Annotated in this window: 20 protein-coding genes and 5 pseudogenes; 11 read left to right on the top strand and 14 right to left on the bottom strand. The window is 65.9% G+C overall.

The annotated features are described in order from the left end of the window. Positions 1-168 precede the first annotated feature (168 nt). Positions 169-906, top strand: coding sequence for a hypothetical protein (locus ACTIE5_RS06515; protein WP_439548889.1), 738 nt, complete (start codon positions 169-171; stop codon positions 904-906). After that, complete coding sequence (locus ACTIE5_RS06510) at positions 903-1550, top strand: hypothetical protein (protein WP_439548888.1); 648 nt, start codon at positions 903-905, stop codon at positions 1548-1550. Before ACTIE5_RS06515 ends, ACTIE5_RS06510 begins: the two co-directional genes overlap by 4 nt. 505 nt (positions 1551-2055) lie before the next feature. On the opposite strand, the gene ACTIE5_RS06505 is transcribed toward ACTIE5_RS06510, so the two are convergent. Then, positions 2056-2250, bottom strand: a complete 195-nt coding sequence (locus ACTIE5_RS06505; RefSeq protein WP_439548887.1) for a hypothetical protein — start codon at positions 2248-2250, stop codon at positions 2056-2058. A 1648-nt stretch (positions 2251-3898) separates the two neighbouring features. On the opposite strand from ACTIE5_RS06505, the gene ACTIE5_RS06500 reads away from it, so the two are divergent. The 3 genes from ACTIE5_RS06500 (at position 3899) to ACTIE5_RS06490 (ending at position 7107) form a co-directional block, all read left to right on the top strand. Beyond that, positions 3899-4264, top strand: a complete 366-nt coding sequence (locus ACTIE5_RS06500) for a plasmid mobilization protein (RefSeq protein WP_439548886.1) — start codon at positions 3899-3901, stop codon at positions 4262-4264. After that, positions 4261-6009, top strand: a complete 1749-nt coding sequence (gene traI, locus ACTIE5_RS06495) for a TraI/MobA(P) family conjugative relaxase (RefSeq protein WP_439548885.1) — start codon at positions 4261-4263, stop codon at positions 6007-6009. The genes ACTIE5_RS06500 and traI overlap by 4 nt, the downstream gene beginning before the upstream one ends. A 90-nt stretch (positions 6010-6099) precedes the next feature. Continuing rightward, on the top strand, positions 6100-7107 hold the full coding sequence (locus tag ACTIE5_RS06490) for a plasmid recombination protein (RefSeq protein WP_439548884.1): 1008 nt from the start codon (positions 6100-6102) through the stop codon (positions 7105-7107). 355 nt (positions 7108-7462) lie between these two features. Here the strand turns inward: ACTIE5_RS06490 and ACTIE5_RS06485 are convergent, their stop codons facing one another. After that, positions 7463-7945, bottom strand: a complete 483-nt coding sequence (locus ACTIE5_RS06485) for a hypothetical protein (RefSeq protein WP_439548883.1) — start codon at positions 7943-7945, stop codon at positions 7463-7465. Positions 7946-8113: 168 nt separating this feature from the next. Between ACTIE5_RS06485 and ACTIE5_RS06480 the strand changes: the two are divergent. Continuing rightward, a pseudogene (locus ACTIE5_RS06480) lies at positions 8114-8269 on the top strand (IS21 family transposase); the annotation flags it as partial. A 251-nt stretch (positions 8270-8520) separates the two neighbouring features. Here ACTIE5_RS06480 and ACTIE5_RS06475 read toward each other — a convergent pair. From ACTIE5_RS06475 to ACTIE5_RS06465, 3 genes are all read right to left on the bottom strand, one after another. After that, positions 8521-8775 carry a hypothetical protein gene (locus tag ACTIE5_RS06475; protein ID WP_439548882.1) on the bottom strand — a complete coding sequence of 85 codons (255 nt, stop codon included), beginning with the start codon at positions 8773-8775 and terminating at the stop codon, positions 8521-8523. 115 nt (positions 8776-8890) lie between these two features. Further along, positions 8891-10036, bottom strand: a complete 1146-nt coding sequence (locus ACTIE5_RS06470) for a relaxase/mobilization nuclease domain-containing protein (protein ID WP_439548881.1) — start codon at positions 10034-10036, stop codon at positions 8891-8893. Then, a complete protein-coding gene (locus tag ACTIE5_RS06465; RefSeq protein ID WP_439548880.1) occupies positions 10033-10377 on the bottom strand; it encodes a plasmid mobilization protein in 345 nt (114 codons plus the stop codon). The genes ACTIE5_RS06470 and ACTIE5_RS06465 overlap by 4 nt, the downstream gene beginning before the upstream one ends. A 709-nt stretch (positions 10378-11086) precedes the next feature. Between ACTIE5_RS06465 and ACTIE5_RS06460 the strand changes: the two genes are divergently transcribed. Further along, complete coding sequence (locus ACTIE5_RS06460; protein WP_439548879.1) at positions 11087-11923, top strand: IS6 family transposase; 837 nt, start codon at positions 11087-11089, stop codon at positions 11921-11923. Then, positions 11884-12618, top strand: a complete 735-nt coding sequence (locus ACTIE5_RS06455) for an IS6 family transposase (protein ID WP_439548878.1) — start codon at positions 11884-11886, stop codon at positions 12616-12618. Before ACTIE5_RS06460 ends, ACTIE5_RS06455 begins: the two co-directional genes overlap by 40 nt. 49 nt (positions 12619-12667) lie before the next feature. Here the strand turns inward: ACTIE5_RS06455 and ACTIE5_RS06450 are convergent. After that, positions 12668-12919: pseudogene (locus ACTIE5_RS06450) on the bottom strand (transposase); the annotation flags it as partial. Positions 12920-13256: 337 nt separating this feature from the next. On the opposite strand from ACTIE5_RS06450, the pseudogene ACTIE5_RS06445 reads away from it, so the two are divergent. Beyond that, positions 13257-13618 (top strand): annotated as a pseudogene (locus tag ACTIE5_RS06445) (transposase); the annotation flags it as partial. A 13-nt stretch (positions 13619-13631) separates the two neighbouring features. Here ACTIE5_RS06445 and ACTIE5_RS06440 read toward each other — a convergent pair. Both ACTIE5_RS06440 and tnpC read right to left on the bottom strand, forming a co-directional pair. After that, positions 13632-13805: pseudogene (locus ACTIE5_RS06440) on the bottom strand (integrase core domain-containing protein); the annotation flags it as partial. A gap of 143 nt (positions 13806-13948) precedes the next feature. Next, positions 13949-15541, bottom strand: coding sequence for an IS66 family transposase (gene tnpC / locus ACTIE5_RS06435; protein WP_439548877.1), 1593 nt, complete (start codon positions 15539-15541; stop codon positions 13949-13951). A 258-nt stretch (positions 15542-15799) separates the two neighbouring features. Between tnpC and ACTIE5_RS06430 the strand changes: the two genes are divergently transcribed. Beyond that, complete coding sequence (locus tag ACTIE5_RS06430) at positions 15800-16906, top strand: IS110 family transposase (RefSeq protein ID WP_439548876.1); 1107 nt, start codon at positions 15800-15802, stop codon at positions 16904-16906. Positions 16907-17102: 196 nt separating this feature from the next. Here the strand turns inward: ACTIE5_RS06430 and tnpB are convergent, their stop codons facing one another. Then, entirely contained in the window at positions 17103-17423 is a 321-nt protein-coding gene (gene tnpB / locus ACTIE5_RS06425; RefSeq protein ID WP_439548875.1) for an IS66 family insertion sequence element accessory protein TnpB, read from the bottom strand. Beyond that, complete coding sequence (tnpA, locus tag ACTIE5_RS06420; protein ID WP_439548874.1) at positions 17420-17809, bottom strand: IS66-like element accessory protein TnpA; 390 nt, start codon at positions 17807-17809, stop codon at positions 17420-17422. The genes tnpB and tnpA overlap by 4 nt, the downstream gene beginning before the upstream one ends. 102 nt (positions 17810-17911) lie before the next feature. Here tnpA and ACTIE5_RS06415 point away from each other — a divergent pair. After that, positions 17912-18175: pseudogene (locus tag ACTIE5_RS06415) on the top strand (integrase core domain-containing protein); the annotation flags it as partial. 276 nt (positions 18176-18451) lie between these two features. On the opposite strand, the gene ACTIE5_RS06410 reads toward ACTIE5_RS06415, so the two are convergent. Genes ACTIE5_RS06410 through ACTIE5_RS06395 form a run of 4 tightly spaced genes read right to left on the bottom strand, consistent with a single transcriptional unit; the run spans position 18452 to position 22920 of the window. After that, complete coding sequence (locus tag ACTIE5_RS06410; protein WP_439548873.1) at positions 18452-19552, bottom strand: SAVED domain-containing protein; 1101 nt, start codon at positions 19550-19552, stop codon at positions 18452-18454. Further along, positions 19549-20007 carry a Mov34/MPN/PAD-1 family protein gene (locus ACTIE5_RS06405; RefSeq protein ID WP_439548872.1) on the bottom strand — a complete coding sequence of 153 codons (459 nt, stop codon included), beginning with the start codon at positions 20005-20007 and terminating at the stop codon, positions 19549-19551. The genes ACTIE5_RS06410 and ACTIE5_RS06405 overlap by 4 nt, the downstream gene beginning before the upstream one ends. Then, positions 19997-21715 (bottom strand): ThiF family adenylyltransferase, encoded by a 1719-nt coding sequence (locus ACTIE5_RS06400; protein ID WP_439548871.1) that lies wholly within the window; start codon positions 21713-21715, stop codon positions 19997-19999. Before ACTIE5_RS06400 ends, ACTIE5_RS06405 begins: the two co-directional genes overlap by 11 nt. Beyond that, the gene (locus ACTIE5_RS06395; RefSeq protein ID WP_439548870.1) at positions 21712-22920 is read right to left on the bottom strand and encodes a nucleotidyltransferase domain-containing protein; all 1209 of its coding nucleotides are present in this window, start codon (positions 22918-22920) and stop codon (positions 21712-21714) included. Before ACTIE5_RS06395 ends, ACTIE5_RS06400 begins: the two co-directional genes overlap by 4 nt. Between the last annotated feature and the right edge of the window lie 430 nt (positions 22921-23350).

The following is a 23350-nucleotide window of genomic DNA, read 5'->3' as shown; positions in this document are numbered from 1 at the left end:
TCCCGGGAATACACCCGACCGATCCCGCTCCTGGCCCAGAATAATTTGCAAGTGAGCCACATGCTTTCCCCCGTTCTCCCCTCTCGCGTTTCGCATTTCCATATGATCCGCCCTAGCGGCTCACTCCCGAGCCGATCCGACGGCCCGGCCTCGCCGGGGAGGTGCACAATGGCTCGCGAGTCAGTTTACGGCTTCGAAGCCCAGGCCGGCCTCGGCCCCGTTTTCGCTGGATGGACCATAACCGCCGAAGAAGTCCAGGGCGGGCTACTCACAACCGGCTCCCCCGGGGGGGAATTCCGCAGCGCACATCACGCCGGGAACATCGTGGCGCCCGAGGCCGGAACCGCCGGCGTGTTCTCCATCGTGGAACTGGAGGGGACGCAGCTTCTAGGCGCCACTTCCTGCATCCCGGACCTGCGGCCCGAGGGTGAACTAGACGACGGCGCCGAACGGCAGAGTTACAATGTGCAGCGCCATGAAGACGCGCCGTCCGGCTGGACCTGTGCGGTTCTACTGGCCGTGGATCGAGGCGGCGCCGAGGGCCGCGCGGCCAAGGTGATTGCTCCCTGCGATCCGGCCGAGGCCATGGTTATGTTCGGGAGCGTCCGGCAAAGTATCACGGCGGGCCTTATGTTGCCCGGTCACTGGACGGTAGCACTACTCCGTCAGGACGAGAGGGCGCGCGATGCGAGCCTGGGCCATCCTTTCGGCGGCCTTCGTCACTTCGACCCTCATCACCTCATGCTGGCGTTTGAAGGTTGGGTCGTTACGTACGGCGAGCCTTCGATTCTGTGCCCCGAGCGGAAGCGGAAGGCCGACCAGGCCCGGCACGGCAGCGCCGGCTATGGCGCCTTCGCTCCCCTTGCGTCCCTGATGTCCGTGATCCGGACAGGGGTTGCGACATGAGCGCGAAGCCCCGCAAGCGGCGTCCCGAGGTGCGGAATATCGCCGACTTCACCCCGGCCAGCTACGGGACCAACCTCCCAGGCCTCATCCTGCGGCCGAGTGTGTGCGGAAAGGCCACGTTCGCCACCCTCACGAACCAGGCCGAGGCCGGCGCCATTGCCTACGGGCTGGCGTTCGGCCACGCCAAGCGGGTTCGCGTGGTGCGGGCCGCCATGGGCGGCGACAGGGACGTGGTGGAGGTGATCGCCAAGCCCCTCGCACAGGTCGCCGCCCTGGTGAAGGGGAGCATTCCCGCCGCCACCATGGAGGTCCGGAAGCGAGTCATGGCCGCAGCGCGGGCGGCCGTGCTGGCCGAGCTCGCCGACCTGTCCAACCTGGCGGCCGACGCGGTCGGCGGGACGGACCCGCACCTCGGCGAGCCCCTGGTCATGCCGCCGGTAGGGGAGCCGGGTAGCGCGACGGCGTGGACCCTGTCGGCGTCGTGGGTTGTGCGATGGGAACGCCTCCACCAGGCGGACGGCGTGAGGCTGTCGGGCCGAGGCGGCGCCAGGTGGCCGGCTGGTGATCGGACTGCGGAACTGGCGGCGGCACTTTGTATCCTCCCCGAGGCGAAGGCTTGGCCTCCGGAGCCGTGGGAGGAATAGTCACCAGGCCGCCAGGACGGGGCAGGGAAGGGGGTGGGAGGTTTCCCGCCCCCTTCCCACACGTCTAGGCCCCGGCAAACGCACCAGCGGCCTTCCGTGAGGCGTCCAGCGCGCCCCTAGTGATCACCCGCACCACCAGGCCGCCAGCATCACCAGCAGCCGGCACAGCGGCCGGAATGGGATCCGAGGCTCGCCGCGGCGAGGTCGGCGCCGGCAGGGGATCGCCCCCAGCCTGCAGACACACCTCCAAAGCCTGGACACCCGCCAAGGCCAGGGCCGCATCTGTGACAGCAGCGCGGGCCGAGGCTGCGCCCGAAGCCACCGCAGCCGTCGCCAGGTCGTCCAGTTGCCGGGCATGGAGAGAATGCGCCAGGGCCGCTAGGCGAAGCCTTGGAGCCGTCCACGTCACCACCTCGCCACCGTCCAGGTAGTCGAGGCCGATAGCGTTCAGCGCCGTCCGGAGGTCCACCAGGCCCCGCGCTCGATCCAGCGCCGAACCCCCGAATCACGCGGCCAGGTGCCCCGGCCACACCACCGGGTCGCGAGCCTCGGCCGCCTGGTCAGCCAGTGCCGTCGCCGCATCCTCCACCAGCCCCCATTGCCGTTCCGACAGCGCCGCCAGGACAGCACCAGGCGACGTCTCGGAAGGCCTCTCAGGGGAAGCGGATCGGCGGCGCTGGGCTGCGGTGCTGTTCTTCACGGGACGGTCCTCGGAGGCTTCGGCCAGCCCTCACAACGCGGCAAAGGTAGGGTCCGACCACCCCGCGACACAACACGGACCACCACCAGGCGGAGGCACACGGCCAAGCCGGGCCGGACGGGTCGGACCAGCCCTTGGAATGTGTAGTAAGTCCTGGCGAATATAGGGGGAGGTAAGGGCGCAAAGCCTTATGGCGTAAGGGGTCGGGGGTGGAATTAGGGTGCGGTGTTTATGCCGATCGGTGTCCTTTGGGGTAGCTACGGAAGTGCCGAAATGTCCCTTAAGATCCCCGTTATTCGCAGTTATCTCCCAATTTGTGAAAAGCGGCTCCCCCGGATGAGGCGTTCCCTGTGCCCGGTGTCGGGGAGGACAAGAAGGCTGGTATGTTGTGCCCTCAGATGGGTGCGACATAGCAGCGAACAGGCCGATTCGGGCCTCCCCTGCTCCCTTCGTGCTTCGCGAGCGTTCACCCCTGGCAGGCATGTCGGGGTGCGAGCGTTTCGCGGTCGTGGCGGCTACTTCAATATGTCGCGGGGGTACGGGATCCAGTCGTGTTCAACGGCCCTGGTGGCGGGTCGGAGTAGGCGGTCGGCGTCGGGGATCGGGTTAAAGGACACTCGGCGGACTGCGAAGTCCTCGGCTGGTGCCAGGTGCGGGTTCAGTTGGAACCAGTCAGGCGAGCCGATAGGAACCCGGCTCCCTTGTTCGTCATAGATGCGGTTTCGGGGATCGGCGGCCAGCGCGCGGCCGTGGGGAGTGTCTGGCGGTTCCTCCCGGCGACCATGCGTGCCGAGCGCGGAGGGAATGGCGGGCGGAGCTGGTTCCTTCGTTTCCTCGGGTGCTGTCCGGTTCGTGGCTTCGGTTGCCTGGCGGTCCGCAATTCGCTTGTCTAGCAGGCTGCGCCAGGCGGGTCGGTCGGGGCTGGCCGGGGCAGGGGAAGGCGGGACGGAATCGCGTTCCTCGGGGACCGGAGCGGGCGGCTGGTAGGGGTCCACGCGGACGGGTGCCGGGGGGGATGGATCGCGCGTCTGGTCATGCGTGCCGAGCGTGGAGTGGGTCGGCCTAGTGGTGGTTCGCAGGTCCCTAATGGCGTCGGTCACGGTAGCGGCGGCGTACCCTATGAGGCGGGCCACGATCCGGCAGAACTGCGAATAGGACACCCCGAGGCCGGCGACGTGTCGGCGCCACACCTCGCGGCGCGGCCACAGGGCGGCCAGGTCGGCGCGGATCGCGTCCAGGTGCGGAATCACCAGGGGGAGGCCGTGGCCTCGGGCGGTTCGGGCAGTAGCGGACATGGCAGGAGGCACCCTTCCGAGGCCTGGCGGGGGTGCGGGGCACACCTCGGGTCCGTCTGGCCTGTATTCGCCAGATAGTAGAAGGGCCGGGCAAGTGTCAGTCACGAATTAGGCAGTATTCGCATAGGGTTTCGGGCGTTCGCATAGCATCGCACAGCATCGCAGGTCGTCGCGTATCGGTGCCTATGCTCGCATAGCAGGTCAGGGGCGGGTGGAAGATCAGCGGAGAGGATAGTAGGCAAGATGTGATTTGTGCTAGCGCACAAATACGGTCCTTTTTTTCACCTTCGGCTCAACGGCAGCGAGGGCCGCAATTAATGCGGCTGCTCTTCAACCGGAAGTGACGGCGTGAAATGGCGAAAGATGGTGCCGAGAGGGCCGGGAAGCGGAGGGGGAGACCACTACTTCCGGCGGACCAAGTGCGGGATCGTTCCGCACCGTTACTGGTTTATGTGACCGCAGCCGAGCGGGAGGTGATTGAGGACGCGGCGAGGCGGGCCGGTGTGTCGGTGTCAGCGCTACTGCGGGCCGTGGGGACGAACGCACAGGTCCGGAGCGTGGTGGACCCGCAGGCCACAGCGTCGCTGATCCGGCTGGAAGCCCGGCTGGACGACCTGGCGGGGAAGGTGGCCGAGGCCGGCGGCACCTTGGCGCCTGGCTTGGCGGACCAACTCCACCAGGCGGCGGCCGAGGTGGCGGGGAGGCTGGCGGACCTATGATCGCGAAGCGGGTTCGCCGGAAAGGCGGGGCAGGGCTGGCGGCCCTTGGGCGGTATGTGTTGCGCGAAAAGGGAGCGCCGGCTGGCTGGAAGCGACAGGCCGAATATGCCGCGGACCTGACGCATGGCGTAACCGAGGGCGGGAAGGTGGCCTGGGTAGAGGTCCACAATTGCGGAGCCGTGGCCGAGCCCGGCCGGGCGATCCAACTCATGGAGGCGACGCGCCAGCAGAACGCCCGCATTCGGGCCGGTGCGAGCCTCGAAACGGGGTATCATCTGGTCATATCGTTTGAGGCGGGGGAGTGTCCGGAGCGAGACACCCTGCGGAGGATCGAGGCCGAGCTAGTCGCGGCGGTCGGCCTGGCGGACCACCAGCGGCTAGTGGCGGCGCACCAGGATAAAAAGCACTTTCACCTCCATGTTGTGGTGAACCTCATTCACCCGACCAGCTTCCGGAAGTCGGACCCCTACTATGACCACGCCCGCCTCATGGTGCGGTCGGCCGAGTTGGAGGTGGTGCACGGGTTACGGCGGACGAATCACGGCGAACTGGCGCCGGTGTTCCTGGTTGAGGTGAGGGACCGGGCCGGTGCGGACTTGGCGAGGGCCGCTGGGGAAGGCCAGGACTGGCAGGAGATCCACCAGGCGGCCGCGCGGCATGGGCTGCGGGTGAAAAAGCTAGGCGGCGGGCTGTCTATCGCGAGGGCCGATGAAGCACGGCTGCGAGTGACGGCCTCAGCGGTATCGCGAGACCTGTCCCTCGCCCGGCTATCTGCGAAGTTCGGTCCCTGGCAGGACGCGGCTCCGGAGGTCCGGGCCGGTGAAACGGCCTGGGATCGGTCGACCAGCAGGCCGGCGCCGCAGCCGAGGGAGGGAAAGTTCCCGCACGCGCCAGCCGAGGGGGCACTCTACGGCCGCTGGCAGGCGGACCGGGGCGCCGCGATCCGGGCGAAGGCCGAGGCTATGGCGAAGGCCAAGGGAGCGCACCGGGCCTGGCGGATCGAACTCGCCAAATTCTACCGGGAGCGGGTTGGCCGCGCGTGCGACGGCGAGGGGACGCCCGAGGCTCGCCGCGCCGAAGCGATCAGGCGGAAGGCCGAACGCGACAGGGACCGGCGCGCCAGGGTGGAGCGGGTGCTGGCGGACACGGCTGCGATCAACCAGGCATTCCTGGTCCCGACCTGGCAGGAATGGCTGGACGCGAAGGCGGGGGAGGGGGACGCCGACGCCGTGGAGGCCGTCCGCCGCAGGGGCCGCCTAGCGGGTGTCGGGCGCGCCGATGGCGGGTTCGGTAGGGCAGAAGCGCCGGACGCATCTCTGCGGCCGTGGTGGCGCCGGGACGGGTCCCTCGCGTACTCCCTGGCGGACGGCGGGCGCCTGGTGGACCACGGATCGCGGGTGGACCTGGAACGGCCGACGGACGCGGCCTCGGCGCTTGCGCTGCGGGTGCTGGCCGACAGGTTCGGCCCGTCCGTGCCGCAGGCTGTCCAGGGCGCACAGGCGTTCCGCGACGGCCTCGCCAGCCTGGCGGGGCGGGACGGCTACCAGATCCATTTCAGCGATCCAGCACTTGAGGCTCGCCGCCTGGCGGCCGGCGGGCGAACCGTTGAAGCCATGGCCCGCGTCGCCGAGGCCGCGAAGGCTCGCCAGCAGGCGGGCGACGAAGCGAGGGCCAAGGCCGGACCGGATCGGGGCAAGACCAGGGATACGGCGAGGGACAGGCCGAGGGACGGCCTCGGGAGGTGAGCCACCACCGGCGAGGAATGGACACGCATTTTCGCACGCGGCGACCTAGCTTCCCCGTGCGGCCGTGCCTGGCCGTGCCGGGGGGCCGCCATGCCGAAGATGTTTGCTTCCTTCCATTTCGGGAAAATCCGCAGCCGCCAAGCACTCACGGCCCGCTGGCGCCACAACAGCCGCCAGGAAAACGAACTACTCGGGCGTGACGTGCCGCAGATCGTCCGGCCGAACGTGGCAAACCGCCACCTCGGCCCGGATGAACTGGCGAGGGTGGCGCGGATCGGCGACGTGGAGGCCGGCGCCCATATGCCCTTCGACCTAGGCGAGGGTATCGCACCAGCCGACCGGGGTGAGCCCATGTCCGCTTGGCGCGGCGTCATAGAGCGGGCCGGGGCGAACCCGGACCCAGAGGCAGTCCGCGCGAACGCGGTCATTGCCTGTGAGTTCGTGTTTGTGGCCTCGCCGGCCTGGTTTAATCCGACCGGCCAAGCCGAGGACGGCGACGGCGATCCGGAGCGGCTTCGCCTTTTCTCGGAGCGCACCGCCAGGTGGTTCGTGACCGAGTTTGGTCATCACAGAATGCTGCGGTTCGATCTTCACGCGGACGAACGGTCCGTCCACGGCCACGGTCTCATGGTGCCGCTTACGGCCGAACCGACGGCCGGCGGGAGGCACCTAGGAATGCGCCTCGGCGCCCGCGTCCTGTTCGGCGGATTCGAGCCCGGCGCCCGCTCCCCCATGTCAGACCTGCAGGACAGCTATGCCGACGCGATGGCGCCCCTCGGGCTGGTCCGCGGCGTGGTCGGCAGCGGCGCCGAGCATTGCGACTTCCGCATGTTCAAGGCGAAGGAAGCCGCCGAGGTGGTAAAGTCCACCATGACCGGCTGGCGCGCGAGCGTGGATATGGTGGCCGCTCAGACAGCCCGCGAAGCCGAGGCCGCAGAGGTGGCAGCACGGGCGGCAGAGAGCGCCCGCCTGGCCGCCGAGGCACGCGCCAGGGCTCGGGCGCGGGCTGCGAAAGAGGAAGCCGCACATCGGGCGAACCACCGGGCGCCGGAATCGAGCCGGGCACCCGCTCCGATCAATCGGGGCCGGGACCGCTGAGGGAGGGCGAGGGGAAGGCGGTAATCAACCGAGTTAAGGTGACCGGATGGAGAGGTGGATAGCCCAAGGCGTGATAGTTCGGCCGAAGCGAAACATGCCTGCTTGTGTGCGGGCATAGCGCGAACTGGGCAAGAGGGGCTCGCCTCAATCATCGCGACCAGCTGCAATTCGCCAGAACCGGGCGAAGCTCCGAGTCCATTATGCGGGAGGACAGCTTTGGACCGCCAAAGGCGCTGCGTCGCCAGCATGCCTCAAAGAGTGGACGGACAACCAGCGCCGACGCGGTGAATGGGTAGCCTTCCGGAATGATTTGAGCGGCGACTGCCGCCGGGCAAACGGCCGCCCTCGCTCAAACCTACCGCGTAGATCGCCCCGGGGGCAGGGAAGCCTGCAGGTTAGCCACGAACGCGACGGATGCGTCGGCCATGGCGCGTAGCTGGTCCGGGGTGAAGGTGACAGGGCCCGGAAAGGTCCCGTCTGCACGAGGATAAAGCCGGCCCGTGCGATCACAGCGGAGGCCGGCATCGAGACTTACGAAGAATGCAGCCAAGTCAGCGAGATTTCGATCGCCGGGCAGTACGGCTCGAAGCTCGAAAACAGGCCATTCGGCGACCAAGCCCGTCACCGCCTCGTTGGTGAGAGTGACGGCGAGGAAGCCAGGGCGCGCCAACCGCTCCGGGCGTGTCCGGGCATAGACCCGCCACGTCTCGGGCTTCCCCTTCGGCGTTACCATGCGGTCACGTGCCACAAATTGGCGACCGCCGGCGACGACTACCCGCAGCGCGCCAGCGGCAGCCGCAAGCTCGGCACGGCGTTTCGCGAGCAGGGTAAAGTACATGCGTGGCGCCTCCAACGTGGCGGCCGTGCGAGAGCCGCGTCTTCGGCCAGCATCATCCGCGGCCTCGTATCGCGCGATCAAGCGAACGCGGTTTTGCGGTTGTGTCTCATCTGACCAGCGCGGCCCGCGGCGCTCGTGCGCTCGGGGTTGGCAGACCTTCGCGCCGCGGCGCCGGTGTCAGCCTTCGTGCCGCTGCGCTTCGCGCTCGGCGAGGCCTACCAGTTCGACTGGAGCCACGAGGTGGTGCTGATCGGCGGCGCGACCGTGACGGTGAAGGTCGCGCATGTGCGGCTGTGCCACAGCCGGATGAGGTTTGTCCGCGCGCGCGTAGGCTGCCACCACGCCGACGGGTCCATCCCGGCGAGCGGCGCCATCCGCGCGGCCAGCTCCGCCGCTCCGGCCGGCGCCGTCCAGTCGTAGCTACCCGCATCCGCGCCGGCCGCAATGCACGCCGCGAGCAAGGCGAATACGTCGTGCTGCTGTCGTTTTCCCTTGAAGAGGGCAAATGCAGGCTTGGACCACTGTTGTGCCGGGAATAGGGTAAATCATCCTGCCTTAAGGCTTCGTTCGTCGCTTCAGTCCTTGAACGGCGCGTCGCTGTGTTGAGCGCGCCTACGGTCCAGCGTTCCCGCCCAGAAATAGCCGGCGATGGCGGCCGGCGCGTTGTACACGCACGCTAAGCCGAACATCTCCAACGCACCCCAGAGCAGCTTCTGGTCTCCATCAATCAGCCAGAACACCAAGAGGATCAGTGCCCACGCGAGATGCAGAAGCGCGATCAGGCCAAGCAAGCCGAGAGCGCCAACGATTACCAAGAAAGCTACCGTCATGGGCAATGCAAGAAGCCCGATGGCGGCCACACCCAACAGCCGACAGACGCCACCTGCTGTGCACGTCAGCAAGCTCCAGACAGTTCGTCCAATTGATCGACGTCGCTGCGGCGTGTCAGCGCTGGGTGCTGGCGGGTCGCGGAGAGCAAGGCGCAATTGCAGCTTCATGATCCGGCCCTTCGATCTTTTGTGTCTTCGCAGTCCAATGCCGTCGCAGTGAGGGCACCTTGGTGTTGCTCGGCTCCCGCTTCGTCGTCGCATCAACGGCCGCGCTGCTCCGCCGGAACGCCGCACGATGCTGCAGTTGTTGAAGCAGTTCGGCTGCCTGTTGGTCGCCGCGATCTGCTTCGGACTGGAGCCACGGCAGCCATTCGAGCTTCGGCGTGCTGGCCTTGATCTGTTTGCGACGCTCCTGGCCGAGGGCTACAAGCTTGTGTCGTCGGTTGCTCGTGCTAGCGCGGATCGCCCTCCGAGCTTCCATCGCGGCGCTGCGATCGATGTGGGCTACTCCGCCGATGGTGGCGATCGCCTTTGCTTCCTCCGCCAGCAGAGCTTTCTTTTGTTGGTTCAGCTCCAGCGTCAGACGCGACAGATCGTCGCGCACCTTCGCGCGATTCATCGAGCCCGCACACACGAACCGCGCATACATCTGCGTCGCGAGCAACGGGTCCACATCTCCCAGGAATGGATCACGCCCTTCAACTCGCCCGCCGCTGGGGATCGGACCACGCCCTCGAAGCTCGCCGTGGTAGTTCGGCACAAGGCGATGCTGGTCTTCGATTACCCTGGCGGCTTGCATAAGCCGGCGATGGTCGAACTTCGGCACGAAGACGCAGTCGGAGATTGGATCGACGCGGCTGACGAGCACATGCAGATGCCGGCGCTCCATGTCGACGTGCATCGCAGCGATACGCGGATGGTGACCAAGTCCAATCGCGTCCAGCAAATGCTGCTCAATCCGCTCAAGCAGATCGACGTGCGGCGCTTCGCGTTCGTCGAACGATACGACGAGGTGATAGCTGGCAGTCCGTCGGCATGTTGCCCGCTGGCGAGAGTGCGTCCACGCGATCTCGACAACGGCTAGGCCCGGGTCCGCCACGGTGCAGTTCGTAGCCCAGGCATCGCTGATGCCTCGACCAGCGTTGGCGCCGCGGCATCGCCACCATCGGGCAGGGTTTGTCGACGCGTCCGCGAGGAGCACGTCTGCTGCCGTATCGCGGAACGAGCGTTGCTTGCCGTGCTGGACGACGCGCGGAATCATCGCGGCAGCACCAAGTCTTCAATCTCCGCCAGCAATCGTTTGAGTTTGCTCAGCACCTCCTGACGCTGCGGTTCCGCCAGTTCGCTGAGGGGTGGCAGCGCCTCAAGCCGATCGCAGTGGTCCCGCAGCATCTCGATCAGTTGGATCGCCTTAACGATGGCGTCGCGCGCGATCGCCGGCGCCACGGGCGCCTGCAACCCGAGATCTCGGAGGAAGGCGCTGACCGACTTCCCGGCCATTCGGGCACGTTCGGTGATGATGGTGTGCTCAACGGGTGTGAGTACCAGTCGGATCGATTCCGTCCGGCGCTCGAGTGGTGACTGTGGCGGGATCGATGACATGCTTGGCTCCAGATCGACGCGCGGTGGCGGCTGGCGTCGGAGAGGTAGGTATACTGTATTTTCCTGTATTTCACGGGTATAATCCTGGATTTCGCGGTGTCGTGATGGGGGCGAGGTTCCGGGTCACGGAGCCGGTCTTGCACTTGTCGGCCTGTGCAAGCCTTGTCGGCCTGTGCAAGCCTTGTCGGCCTGCAGGCCGAACAGCTGCGAGGGACGTGGGGCGTGCCAATTAGTGGGGAGCAGGGGAGTCGATGGGGCGCAGGCCGCGTTGCGGTGCTCGCAATCGAGGACCGCATACGAGGTGACCTCCAGGCCGGGCATTCGCTCGCGCAGATCTATCGCGATAACAGATCCAGTTTGGGGAGCCTCAGCTACGAGCGATTCCGTGAATTGGTCACGCGGATCGTCGGTCCGGTCCGAGCGACTACGTCCGGTGTTCGTGCTCCCGCGCGCGCGGAGGAACGTCCAGCCTCGGCAACAGTGATACCGAAGAAAGGCCAGACCTGACTGCGACGAGTAGCAGGCTGGACTTTGGCGCCCGGCCTTGTCGGCCGAGAGGTTGTCAAGGATGCTGTCGGCGGCTTTGCTAAACTCACGACGCTAGCCCGGATCTCAGAGGCTGTCTCTGAACGAGGGCGGAACATGGGTTGGGTGACCGCGGCGGGCGTGATTTCAACAGGTTGTCGAGACCGAGTTGGAAATCAGCCCCATGTGGACCGCGATCACCCGCGCCCAGCATAGGCGCGACGCGCTGCGCTTTCCCAGCGACCTTACCGACGCGGAATGGGCGGTGCTGGAACCGCTGTTGCCCTCACCGTCGCGGGTCGGCCGTCCACCGTGCTGGCCGATGCGCGAAATCCGGTTCTGTTGCATCTTTTGCAGCCCGGAGGGATTGGCGCGAAGCTTCGGCATGGCAAGACGGCAGCTGCAGAAGCTTCGAGCGGATCTGACGTTCAAGGGCCGGCAATTCACGGCCGAGGTGATCCTGTGGGCGGTCCGCTGGTACCTGATGTTCCCAATCAGCTACCGCGACCTCGAACTCATGCTGCAGGACCGTGGCGTCGAGATCTCCCACACCACGATCTTTCGTTGGATCCAGGCCTACGCGCCGCAACTTGAGAAGCGACTGCGGCCGCACCTGTGCAGGCGCAACGGCTCGTGGCGGGTCGACGAGACCTACGTTCGTGTGAAGGGTCGCTGGACCTACCTCTATCGCGCCGTCGACAGCAGCGGGCAGACGATCGACTTCCTGCTTGCCGCGCATCGCGACGCGGCCGCGGCCAAGCGGTTCTTCCGCAAGGCGCTCGGGCAGCCGCACACGGTCACGCCGCGCACCATCACGGTGGATAAGAACCCGGCCTACCCGCGCGCCGTGGCCGACATGAAAGAGAACGGCGTGCTGTCGCGGTTCGCTCGACTGCGACAATCCAAGTACCTCAACAACATCGTCGAGCAGGGTTCTGTTGCATCCTTTGCGGCTTGTCCCGATCGGCGCGACACTACGGCATGGCAAGACGGCAGCTGCAGAAGCTTCGAGCAGATCTGACCTTCAAGGGCCGGCAGTTCACCGCCGAGGTGATCCTGTGGGCAGTGCGCTGGTATCTCATGTTCCCGATCAGCTACCGGGATCTTGAGCTGATGCTGCGGGACCGTGGCGTCGAGATCTCCCACACGACGATCTTCCGTTGGATACAGGCCTACGCGCCGGAGCTGGAGAAGCGACTGCGGCCGCACCTGTGCAGGACCAACGGCTCGTGGCGTGTCGACGAGACCTACGTCCGTGTGAAGGGGCGCTGGACCTACCTCTACCGCGCCGTCGACAGCAGCGGGCAGACGATAGATTTCCTGCTCGCCGCGCATCGCGACGCGGCCGCTGCCAAGCGGTTCTTCCGTAAGGCGCTGGCGCAGCCTCACACGGCCAATCCGCGCACCATCACGGTAGACAAGAACCCCGCCTACCCGCGCGCCGTGACCGAGATGAAGGACGGCGGCGTGATGTTGCGGTTCGTCCGACTGCGGCAATCCAAATACCTGAACAACATCGTCGAGCAGGACCATCGTCGTGTGAAGCGGCTGATACGACCGGGTCTCGGCTTCGGCAGCATGCGCACGGCGCGACGAACCCTGGCGGGCTACGAGGCCATGGCGATGATCAAGAAGGGGCAGGTTCATCAAATCGGCGGCTGCAACATGCAAGCTCAGGCCGGCTTCGTGGCCGCGCTGTTCGGAGCCGTCGGCTGACCGAGCGCGGCATGCAGATAGCCACGGCCCAGTGCAAACTTCGCAACAGAACCGTATGCCGGGCGCGCGGTCCCTTGTGGCTGCCGAGGTTGTCGAGGATGACGATGTCGCCGGGGCTGAGGGTAGGCACCAGGATCTGCTCAACACAGGCGGTGAAGAGGTCGCCGTTGATGGGCCCGTCGATCACGCAGGGCGCGTCGACCCTGTCGTGCCGCAGAGCGGCGATGAAGGTCAGCGTCTTCCAGTGGCCGTGCGGCACGCGTGCATCCAGCCGTCGCCCTCGCAGACCCCAGCCGCGTACAATCGGTGAGACAGGAAAGTTCCAGTGAAGCCATGATAAATATCCTCGCGCCCATGGAGCCTTGTTTCAGTCTTAAACATCCGTTTATCGGCTCGCGACCAAGTATGTTCCTGAGGACGCGTTACTGCGTTGATGGCGCATCATGGATTTTTTTGTTCCTGTAAAATACACACTGAATTCGTTTCTGCGCGCTTCTGTAATTTGCTCTGCAAATATGTGTCTTGTCGTTTATCAGAATTTCGTCAAAAAAATGTTGCGACGTCAACGCGACTGACCTTCCCCCCTGCCTGGGATCCGCGTGTGATGAGAGAGTTGGCTTCCTTGGAAGGAGGCAGGGATGCCGAGGAAGCGTCACACGGCGGAGCAGATCATCGGGCTGCTGCGGCAGGCTGAGGTGGAGTTGGCGCAGGGCCGGACGGTGGGGGAGATCTGCCGGCGGCTCGCGGTTTCGGAGGCTACGTTCTACCGCTGGCGATCCGAGTATGGCGGGCTGAAGGTGGATCAGGCGCGTCGGCTGAAGGATCTCGAGCGCGAGAACGCGCGGCTAAAGCGGGCGGTGGCGGAGCTGACGCTGGACAAGCAGATTCTGAAAGAGGCTGCGGAGGGAAACTTCTAGGCCCCGAGCGCCGCCGGGCTGGCGTGCGGCATGTGCAGTCGGTGCTCGGGGTGTCCGAGCGCCGCGCCTGTCGCACGCTGGGTGGAGTGGCCCCCATCAAACCGGACATGCGGCTTGGTTGGCTGACTGCTGGGCGATGAACTCACGCGGCGAGCGCATGCGCAAGCCGGAGTGAGGATGGATGGTGTTGTAGTCTTCGAACCAGGCGGGGAGTTGCTGGAGGACGGAGATGGCGTCCGGCCTGGCTTTCACTCGGGCGTAGTCGCGCTTGGCGTGCTCGTCGGTATCGTAGATCCAGAGGCAGCCGTCCTCTGGCTCGAGTTGGTCGGCGATCTCATCGAGTAGGTCGACGGTCTCGCCGAGCATCTCGGCGGCGCGGGCGATCGTGAAGACGACGCCCGGCGCGGCCACGGTCAGGCGGCCTTGGCGGCGGTATTGGCTTGGGCTGCCTTCCAATTCCAGGGCAGCAGCTCGTGCAGGCGGGAGGCGGGATGGTCGGCGATGCGCCCCAGCACGTCGGCGAGCCAAGCGCGAGGATCGACGTCGTTCAGCTTGGCGGTGGCGATGAGCGAATACATCGCCGCGGCGCGCTCGCCGCCTCGATCCGAGCCTGCGAACATCCATGCCTTCCGGCCGAGGGCCACGCCGCGCAGCTGCCGCTCGGCTGCGTTGTTCGTCAGGCAGATCCTCCCGTCGGCAAGGAAGCGGCTGAAAGCGTCCCAGCGCGTCAGCATGTAGTCCATGGCCTTGGCCACCTCGGCGTGGCGGGACATCCGGGCGCGTTGCTCACGCATCCAGGTCTCGAGTTCGGCGACGAGGGGTGCGATCTGCTGCTGCCGCACGGCGAGGCGCTGCTCGGCGAGGAGGCCGTTGATGGCGCGCTCGGCCGCGAAGATCGCGTCGATCCGCCGCACCGCCTCGGCGGCGAGCGGGGCGCGGGCGACCTCGGCCAGCTTGAACAGCTTGCGCCGGCCATGTGCCCAGCAGGCGGCCTCGGTGATCGGGCCGGGCTTGCGGTCTGGCGCGTAGAGCTCGTTGAACCCCGCATAGGCGTCGGCTTGCAGGATGCCCTGGTAGCCGGCCAGGTGGCTCTGCGGGTGCTCGCCGGTGCGGTCGCGGGAGTAGCGGAAGGTGGCCGCCGGCGGTGCGGGTCCGGCGAAGGGCCGGTCGTCGCGGACGTAGGTCCAGACACGGCCGATGATGGTGCGGCCGCGGGCCAGCACGGGCACCGTGGTGTCGTCGCCGTGCAGTCGTGCGGCGGCGAGGACATGGGCGTCGATCAATGCCATCATCGGCGCCAACCCCGCGGTGCAGGCGCCGACCCAGTCTGCGACGGTGGAGATGCTGAGTTCGATCCCCTCGCGGGCGTAGGTCTCGCAGAGGCGGTTCAGCGGCAGGTGCTGGCCGAACTTGGCCTCGAGAATCATGGCGAGGAGCTGAGGGCCGGCGCGGCCGCGGGCGATCGGGTGGAAGGGCGCGGGCGGCTGGGTGATGATCTCGCAGGAGCGGCAGGAGAACTTCTCGCGGACGGTCTGGATGACTTTCCACTGCCGGGGCACGACCTCGAGCGTCTCGGTGATGTCCTCGCCGAGCTTGGAGAGCTTGCCGCCGCAGCAGGGGCAGGCCGAGGGCGCGGCGATCACGACACGCTCGCGCGGCAGGTGGTCCGGCAAGGAAGTGCGGGCCGGTTGCCGGCGCGGCGTGGTGCCGCCGTTGGCCAACTTGTCCTTGCCCGCGGCGGTCTCGGCCTTGGCGGCGTCCTCGCTGGCGGCGGCGACCAGTTCACCGAGCTCCAGCTCGAGCTGGTCGATCAGCTTGCGGCCGCGTTCGGAGGAGGCGCCGAACTTGTCATGCTTGAGCTTGGCGATGAGCAGCTTGAGGTGCGCCACCATGGCCTCGGCGCCAGTGGCGCGCGCCTCGGCCTCCTGCCGTGCCAGGCGCTCGGCGGCGAGTGCCGCCTGCAGGGCGATGATGTCGGCAACAGGGCTGTCCGGCGTGATCGGCACGGGCTGAATCGAATCATGGCCGACGCGCTGGCGCCAGTAGAAAATTGGGCCTGCCGGTCGCTATCCCGCGACCTCTGGCCGCCAGGTTCGCTGCGGGTTCCGCCAATCGATGCCGTCCAGCATGTAGGCCAACTGCGCGCCGGAGATCGCCACGCAACCATCGGTCGGCGAAGGCCAGATGACATGGCCTTTTCGCGCCCCGGGGAGCCACTCTGGTCGCGGTCCGGGCGTGGGCCCGGCGAACGAGGAGGACGTGACATGGATGAGGTTCGCGCCTTCGTTGGTCTCGATGTGCACAAGGAGACCATTAGCGTGGCGGTGGCAGATGCTGGGCGCGCCGGGGAGGTCCGGCACGTCGGCACGATCGAGAACACCCCCGTGGCGATCGGCAAGCTCGCCCGCGGGCTCGCTCGGCGGCACGGCGCCCTGGAGTTCGTCTATGAGGCGGGGTCGTGCGGCTACAACGTCCAGCGCCAGCTCGCGGCCATGGGGATGACGTGTCGGGTCTGCGCGCCGTCGCTGACACCGCGAAAACCTGGTGAGCGGATCAAGAATGACCGTCGCGACGCCATTGCTCTGGCCCGCCTACACCGGGCCGGGGAGCTGACCTACGTCTGGGTGCCAGACGCTATGCACGAGGCGCTGCGTGACCTGGTCAGGGCGAGACATGCGGCCTGTCAGGACGTGCGTCGGGACCGTATCCGCATCCAGGCGTTCCTGCTCCGCTGCGATCTACGCTTCGAGGGCAAGTCTTGGAGTACGCGGCACCGCAAGTGGCTCTGCAACAGGCAGTTCGGCCATCCCGCTCAGCAGATCGCGTTCCAGACATACCTCAACGCGCTCGAACACGATGAGGCCCGCAAAACCGAAGTGGAGGGGCAGATCCGCGAGATGCTCGCCTCCTCGCCCTGGGCGCGGCAGATGCAGGCCCTTCAGGCATTGAAGGGTGTCGGACCTGTCGTGGCGGCGACGATCATCGCTGAGGTTGGCGATTTCTCCCGGTTCGCGCACCCTCGCCAGCTCGTCGCTTACTTTGGCCTCGCGCCAGGCGAGCACAGCAGCGGCGGGACAGTGCGGCCACGCGGCATCACCAAGACGGGCAGTTCAATCGCGCGGACGGTGCTGTGCGAGGCTGCCTGGAACTACCGCACCACGCCGAAGGTCGGGCAGTGGATGAAGGAACGCTGTCCGCCGGTGCCGCAGGATATTCATGCGCTGGCGTGGAAAGCGCAGCTCCGCCTGCACAAGACCTACAAGAAGCTCACGGCACGCGGCAAACGCTCTGTCGTGGCGACTGCCGCGGTGGCGAGGGAGTTGCTCGGGTTCGTCTGGTCGATCGGCCAGCGCGTCCCGCTCGGCGCCTGATTAAATCACACACCCACGATCCGCATCAGCGAGGACGCCGGGCGCGGTAGAGGGGATCCTCGAATTTATATTGGACAGGCGATCACGCCCACGTCCGAGGCCAGAGCGAGGCAGCCCTCCGACGCACCGTCATCATGGGGTAACCAACCCCCGCATAGGAGTCTGAGCGACCGTCGAGAACTCCCGGCGTCCTCACCTATGCGGATCGTGTGCATCGGCTTGAATAACGCCAGCCCATCAGGCGATCGATCACACACGACCAAAGTGGTTGACAAAGGCCATAGGAGATGAAGCGGCCGCGTTCGAGGCGCTTGGCGTAGAGCGACATGCCGATGCCATCGTGCCAGACGATCTTGACCAGGTCCGCGCGGCGCCCCCTGAAGACGTAGAGATCGCCGGCATGGGGATCGCGCCCGAGCGCCTGCTGCACCTGCAGCGCCAGGCCGTTCATGCCGCGGCGCATATCCGTATGGCCCACCGCCAGCCAGACCCGGACGCCGGAGGGAACCGGGATCATCCGCGTAGCGCCGACAGCACGCGGCGCAGCGCCGTGGTGCCGACAGTCTCGAGGACACGCACTGCGGTGCCGTCCGGCAGCACGATCTCGATCCGCTGGGCATCCCGGCCCGCGGTAGCCTCTGGCGACAGCGAGCACGGCGACGCGGACGTGTTCGATGGCGGCTCAGGCGCGATCTGCACCGGCATGAAGGCAGGCATCTGCTCCACCGCCAGGGCACCCGACCGGACCTGCTTTCGCCAGCCCCAGAGCACGCTCCGGCTCACCTCGTGCCGCCGCGCCACATCCGCAAAGCATGCCCCAGGCCGCTCCGCCTCCGCGACGATCCGCAGCTTATCCTCGACGCGCCATTGGCGTCGCCGCTCCACGCCGCTGATGATTTCCATCCCGCCAATCCGTCCTGTCCTTAGCAGCACCCTTACGAGCGTCGATAAGATCAGAAGACAGGTTCACCCCGGCACCGGAAGGCGGCCCTCGCCGGATGGGTACCCTGGGAGAACGGCTACAACGAGAGCTTCAACGGCAAGCTGCGGGACGAACTGCTGGACCGGGAGATCTTCTACTCGTTGAGGGAGGCCGAGGTACTGATCGAGCGCTGGCGACGGCACTACAACACGGTCAGGCCGCACAGCGCGCTGGGCTATCGGCCGCCGGCGCCGGAAGCGGTGTTGCCCTGGCCGGCTGGCCCCGCCTACGCTCCGCTCCGGCAGGGCCAGCCGGCCAGGCCAGAACATGGGCCAAGTCTCTCATAGCTCGTGGATCCCTGATCAGGGGCAGGTCAGGTTTCGCTGGGCTTTTCCGCGCTGGGTGCGTCCCCGGACTAGCCGATGCAACCGGCATCGGCTGCGCCCGGCTCCTGCCCAGCACGAAAAATCCCTCGCGAACCCTCAGCCGCCGGCATTCTCAAACGGTCTCTCAGCCGCATACCCATACTCCCCCCGCGCCCAAATCGCTTCAATGACAGCCACTCGAGGCTGAAGTATAGAATCTGCTATGAAAGGACGATCCTGCGAATTTCTTTCGCACTCCTAGTGAATGTTGGCTTGCTTATAGCGCTGTTCTAATTCGGCCTGCGCCAGTCCGGCGACTGGCATCCGTATCGCCCAGGGAAACTTCTTTGGATCAGCCTGCTCGTACTGGTTTACCATCACACCTGGCAGATTGCGCTTATCGTACACCGTGCCAAAGCGAAGCGAAACGCTCGCCGGAGCAGCCAAGAACAGGGCGATCTCGGTTACCCCCTGACGAGCTAACGCCATCACCGTGTCGAGAAACTGCTGCGCCAACTGCTGCTGCTTCTGCTCCGACCAGTGCGAAGCTGTCGTGCGATCCTCGAGATCCATTCTGACAATCGGGACGGAGGGTTCAACTAGCCGCACATCCACTTCGAGCACGTCATAGGACGCGGATATGCAAAGAGCGGCGCGCGGCGTGCCCGCAGTCACTACGTCGAGGCCGGAGATGGAGAAGCGCTTGCGGTCGTCCTGCTCGTCCAGCGGGCGCCAGACATGCCGTTTGCGATCCCAGTCCATGATGAGCGTGCGGGATTCGTCGTCGACAATCACGCCGAGTAGGAAGAGCAGCGGCACGGGCGCTAGGCCGCCAAGGACGAACGATACATCTGCGCGATCGAGCCCGTCGCAGCGCCTTGCGATGTCATCTCGCAGACCCGAGAGGCGGCGCATTGCCACATCGGGGCTGACGATCTGACCGTCAACAATGCCCTGTCGAACGTCGAGCATCACCTGCTCGCGCTGTCCCTTGATCGATGTCGGCACGGCCTTCTCTAACGGTTCACCTCGCCAATCCCGCAGTCCTCGCGCTTCTATGACTACAACCTTCTTCCGACTCTCCAGGCGGATGTCGCGGGCAATCAGTGCCACCCCGAGCAGGACGACGAGAGTGGCGATAAGGAATACGCCCCAGCTCAGCGCGGCCGAGCCGCCACTGGACGTGTCCCAGCTGAAGGCGAAGGGACCATTTGCTGTGGGGATGGTCACGCCGATGGTTAGGCCCAATAGCACCAGGCCGAAGAGCGGAAGACCTAGCTTAATGAGCGTGACGCCGACGGACCGACGCCTGAAGACCCAGTCGATGAACGAGCGAACGAAGTAGCTGAGCAAGTTCATTCTTCCAATATCTCGACGGGTGAGGGACGGAGGTCTCTGCGGAATAGCGTGCAAGAGCTGACGATCGTCCACCACCAGTGCAGCCTGACGATCAGAAGGACGGCAAAGTCGATGCCCCGTTCGCCATGGACGAGCTCGTCCATCGACGCGGCATCCTGGACACTCGGCATCACCGGAAAACCGGGGTGCGAATGCCACTCGCCGAGATAGTTGAATCGGCTGTATTCGTTGCCGGTGCGCTGGAAGAACGCGTCCAGCGCGCCGGCATGCGCCTCAGGACTGCGGACGAAATGGGCGCGGCCACCGGTATCCTTGTCGATCGACAGTTCGACGACGCGAAAGTGGCCGGGTTCGATCTGCTCGCCCATGAGCACACCGCCGATCTCACGGCGGCCGGCGGCACGCAATGCCCGCCGCAGCCTTGCTCGCACTTCCCCTGAGATCTCAACCCGCATCGATCTTTCCTGGAAGTAGATCGGCCAGAAGCTGCTTGAGCGCATCAACGTCGCCGGGCTTGGGTTCCGCGGTCCACGCGTCGCTTTCGCCAAGATCGATCGGGCGCACGTCGAACGGAGCGGTGAAGATCCACCTCTCGGCAAGACCGATCAAATAGGCCGAGTACGGGAAGATCGTCGCGCCCGGGCGCGCGAGAAGGTCGATGGCGAGGCGCGACAAATGCGAGGCGATGACTGAGACGTCGGCATCATCTGCGATGAGCGGTACTCCCGCACCGCTGGTCTCGGCATAGGGCTGCGAGGACCCGTCGTCGGGCCACTCTACCCCCTGCTCCGCGTACCAGCCCTCGATGCGCTGCCGGGCGGTGAGCGGGGTGGGGTCGACCTTGGGCCTCAGCCTGACGACGACGCCGCCGGCACCTCCGCCAAACACCTGCGCCCAGCACATCGCCCTTTCCGCCCGTCGTGCGATGGCCGCGCAGAGATTGAACACGCCAGCGTCTGCCGTCGCGTCGATGATAAGATCGCATTCCTCGATGGCGCTCATGGTCGCCGAGATCGTGCCGCTGCTCTCCTGGCCGCCCATGACGGTCGTTCGGGTGCTGACGGCGCAGTCCGAGCTGACCTCCTTGAGCCGGGCGCCGAGCGCGGGGGCCTTGTGGATTCCGACGGCTCGCCAGTCTAGCTCGTTGCGTACCAAGTTCCCCGAGGCTAACACGTCACCATCGACCAGCACGAAGCTGCCCACACCGGATCGGGCAAGCTGGACGGCCACCTTCGAGCCGACCGAGCCGCATCCGACAACCGCGACCTTGGCCCCGCGGAGCAGCGCATACTCAGGATCCAGGCGTACGCCATCGATCTCGGCGAACACGGCGTCGTAGCTGATCAGCGAACGCGACCCGCTTCCGCCGAACAACATTGGAACATGAAGATTGCTGCCATCGAATAGGATGACGCCGACCCAGTCGGAGGCGTTTGACAGATCCGTTGCGAGAGTGGCGAAACCGTGCGTCTGGAGTAGTACCTCGAGTTCGTTGAAGTTCTTGCACCTGCGGCTGGCCCCGGCGGGTAGGCGGACGATCACCGCCCTAAGCTTGCGTGGGTCGCCGCCGCGCTTCCTTCGTTCCGACCAGACCGGCCCGTCGGCAGGTCCGATGTGCGACAGTTGCGCGACGTAGAAGCCGGCGGCGTCGTGCTCCTGGAGCTCTGCACCGGCGCTCTGCCCCTCCTCGACCATGGACATGCCCGCCCAGGACTCGCGGGAATAGAGGAACCGCAGGCTTGCGCTACGCGACCGCTGCGACGGCAGGTCCCGATGGTCGGACGGCGCTGGCTGCCCGGTCTCCTGCTCGAACGAGAGCAAGCGGTGCGCACTCTCTATCATCATCGCGCCCGTGATGCCGGGCGTCCAGTTGTCGGGGCGATGCTCCAGACACAGTTCCCCCGCCGCACCATATTGGTGACCGGATAGGCGAACGCCGTCGCGCGGAAGGACAGAGGGTGGCGTGTCGGGGAAATAATCCGGATAGACTAGTGTCAAAGGAATCATTCGCCCATCGATCTCGATGTCGATATCGGCGGCGAGCTGTAGGTTCGCCGCCAGGCGCCAGGTTACGTTCACGAGCCATTCGTTGCGGTTGGCGAGATGCCCGATAGCATTGCGCTCAGACTGCGCCCTGGTGGGCTGGTCTGCCCACCAGATCAAGCGAAGCCCTTGGGCGAAGTCGGTTCACGTCGGGTGTTCGGAAAGGCGGGCGCGCTCGACGCGGCAGCGCCAACCGCCGCTGGCGCTGTGGGGGGACGCAACATGCTTCCAGGCGGTGGCCCGAGGCGGGCGGCGGCCCTGTCCGCCACGGCACCCATGCGGGGCTGGACACTCTCGACGAGCCGGCGGCGGTCGACTTGCCGCGCGAGTTCGCCGAAGTCGATGCGGGCCTGCGCCAACCATTGGAAGAACGCTCGTTGCCGTTCGGGATGCTGGGGCCACTTATCCGCAAAGTTCTCGAGCGGGTCGGACGGGTTGCGGATTATGCACCGTTGTCCGTCGTGCTCGATGAATTGATCCATGCGCGTGAGTATCGAGTATAGTGCATCCGCGATCTTCTCCTCGCCATTGTACGCATGGGCGGCGAGGGTGGTGATGATGACGGAGATCGGGCGCTCGTCGTACCGGTTGACGAACATACCGTCGCGGTGCCGCTTCAGGATCATGATGGCGGACTGGAGCGGGGTCCTCACGCGATAGTCGGGGATGTCCTCGACACTAGCCTTGATAGCTTCGGCGAGAGCGCGCCTGCGCCGCTCGAACACCGCGCCCATCCGCAGTCTGAACCACTCGGCGTAACCTTTTGGATTTGACCGCTGCCAGTCGTCCGAGATGTACTCATATACAGGCGAACGGATGTCCGTGATGACGATTGCCGTGTCCGACCACCGGAGGTCGAGCCCACGGGCCTCTAGCATTAGGCGCTGCCGCGCAGCGTTGGGAACGGCCGGCACGATATCCATGTGGAACATGGCGCCATCGGCATAGGAGAGCACCCAGCACCGACGCCCCTCGCGGACGGGCTTCACCATATTCTGGGCGCGGCGGTAGGCCTTGATCTCATCGCCCACGAGCGTCTTCAGCTGCTTCTGACTAAGCTCGCTCGTGCCGAGGCTACGAAGCACACAGACCGAGTCGACATCGTACTCCTCCTCGTCGCTTAGGGGGCGGATGGCGGTGCCCAGGCGAAAGGAACCCTGAACATAGATCTGCGGATCATATTCAAGAACATCAGAATCGGGTCGGTTCAGCCACGCGCCCAGAGACGCGTAGCTGCGGCACGCCTCGTCATATCGCGTCTCGCTGATTGTGAGTTCTTCAGCCAGCGCAGCTAGATAATCTTCGGCGGTCTTCGTAGGCATCATCGATAGCCCCGGCTTTCCCTATTTTTTGTGCAAGCACTCTGACGCTACAGATCTGCGCAGAATATGCTGTCGACACGAAGTAAGGGCAGTTTCTGTGTTCGGTGGCCTGAAAACAGCCCGACAGCCACCGGCCAGACCCGCCGAACAACGCCAGTGGCGAGGCAAGAGTCGCATATTGATACATGGATTGGGGTCAGCAGCAAAACTACGTTCTCCGGTTTCCTCCGCCCGAGCGGTTGGATTCCTGAAATGTCCCAAGCTTGGCCCGGCTTAAATCAAGAAAAATCAATGGGATAAAGCTTGAGGGTCAAATCGGGCTACTCCCGAGCTTCGGAGACGTTTGGTCGTCCGGAGAGAATTCCTTGGAGTCGTTGCGCTCTCCAACCATCAAGCCGAATCGGCGGAACCCCAGGAAACCTGCGGTTCACGG

The sequence above is a fragment of the Falsiroseomonas sp. genome (assembly GCF_051859025.1).
In the GTDB taxonomy this organism is placed as follows: domain Bacteria; phylum Pseudomonadota; class Alphaproteobacteria; order Acetobacterales; family Acetobacteraceae; genus Falsiroseomonas.
The sequence above is the reverse complement of the archived record's forward strand: the minus strand, read 5'-3'. Positions and strand labels throughout refer to the sequence as shown.

Bases quoted from the DNA above. Each gene is read 5' to 3' on its own strand.
- ACTIE5_RS06485 (WP_439548883.1), bottom strand. From the start codon at position 7,945: ATGTACTTTACCCTGCTCGCGAAACGCCGTGCCGAGCTTGCGGCTGCC.
- tnpB (WP_439548875.1), bottom strand. From the start codon at position 17,423: ATGATCCCGGTTCCCTCCGGCGTCCGGGTCTGGCTGGCGGTGGGCCAT.
- ACTIE5_RS06510 (WP_439548888.1), top strand. From the start codon at position 903: ATGAGCGCGAAGCCCCGCAAGCGGCGTCCCGAGGTGCGGAATATCGCC.
- ACTIE5_RS06465 (WP_439548880.1), bottom strand. From the start codon at position 10,377: ATGTCATCGATCCCGCCACAGTCACCACTCGAGCGCCGGACGGAATCG.
- ACTIE5_RS06500 (WP_439548886.1), top strand. From the start codon at position 3,899: ATGGCGAAAGATGGTGCCGAGAGGGCCGGGAAGCGGAGGGGGAGACCA.
- ACTIE5_RS06395 (WP_439548870.1), bottom strand. From the start codon at position 22,920: ATGATGCCTACGAAGACCGCCGAAGATTATCTAGCTGCGCTGGCTGAA.
- tnpA (WP_439548874.1), bottom strand. From the start codon at position 17,809: ATGGAAATCATCAGCGGCGTGGAGCGGCGACGCCAATGGCGCGTCGAG.
- ACTIE5_RS06490 (WP_439548884.1), top strand. From the start codon at position 6,100: ATGCCGAAGATGTTTGCTTCCTTCCATTTCGGGAAAATCCGCAGCCGC.
- ACTIE5_RS06430 (WP_439548876.1), top strand. From the start codon at position 15,800: ATGGATGAGGTTCGCGCCTTCGTTGGTCTCGATGTGCACAAGGAGACC.
- ACTIE5_RS06410 (WP_439548873.1), bottom strand. From the start codon at position 19,552: ATGAACTTGCTCAGCTACTTCGTTCGCTCGTTCATCGACTGGGTCTTC.
- ACTIE5_RS06515 (WP_439548889.1), top strand. From the start codon at position 169: ATGGCTCGCGAGTCAGTTTACGGCTTCGAAGCCCAGGCCGGCCTCGGC.
- ACTIE5_RS06470 (WP_439548881.1), bottom strand. From the start codon at position 10,036: ATGATTCCGCGCGTCGTCCAGCACGGCAAGCAACGCTCGTTCCGCGAT.
- traI (WP_439548885.1), top strand. From the start codon at position 4,261: ATGATCGCGAAGCGGGTTCGCCGGAAAGGCGGGGCAGGGCTGGCGGCC.
- ACTIE5_RS06475 (WP_439548882.1), bottom strand. From the start codon at position 8,775: ATGACGGTAGCTTTCTTGGTAATCGTTGGCGCTCTCGGCTTGCTTGGC.
- ACTIE5_RS06460 (WP_439548879.1), top strand. From the start codon at position 11,087: ATGTGGACCGCGATCACCCGCGCCCAGCATAGGCGCGACGCGCTGCGC.
- ACTIE5_RS06405 (WP_439548872.1), bottom strand. From the start codon at position 20,007: ATGCGGGTTGAGATCTCAGGGGAAGTGCGAGCAAGGCTGCGGCGGGCA.
- ACTIE5_RS06455 (WP_439548878.1), top strand. From the start codon at position 11,884: ATGGCAAGACGGCAGCTGCAGAAGCTTCGAGCAGATCTGACCTTCAAG.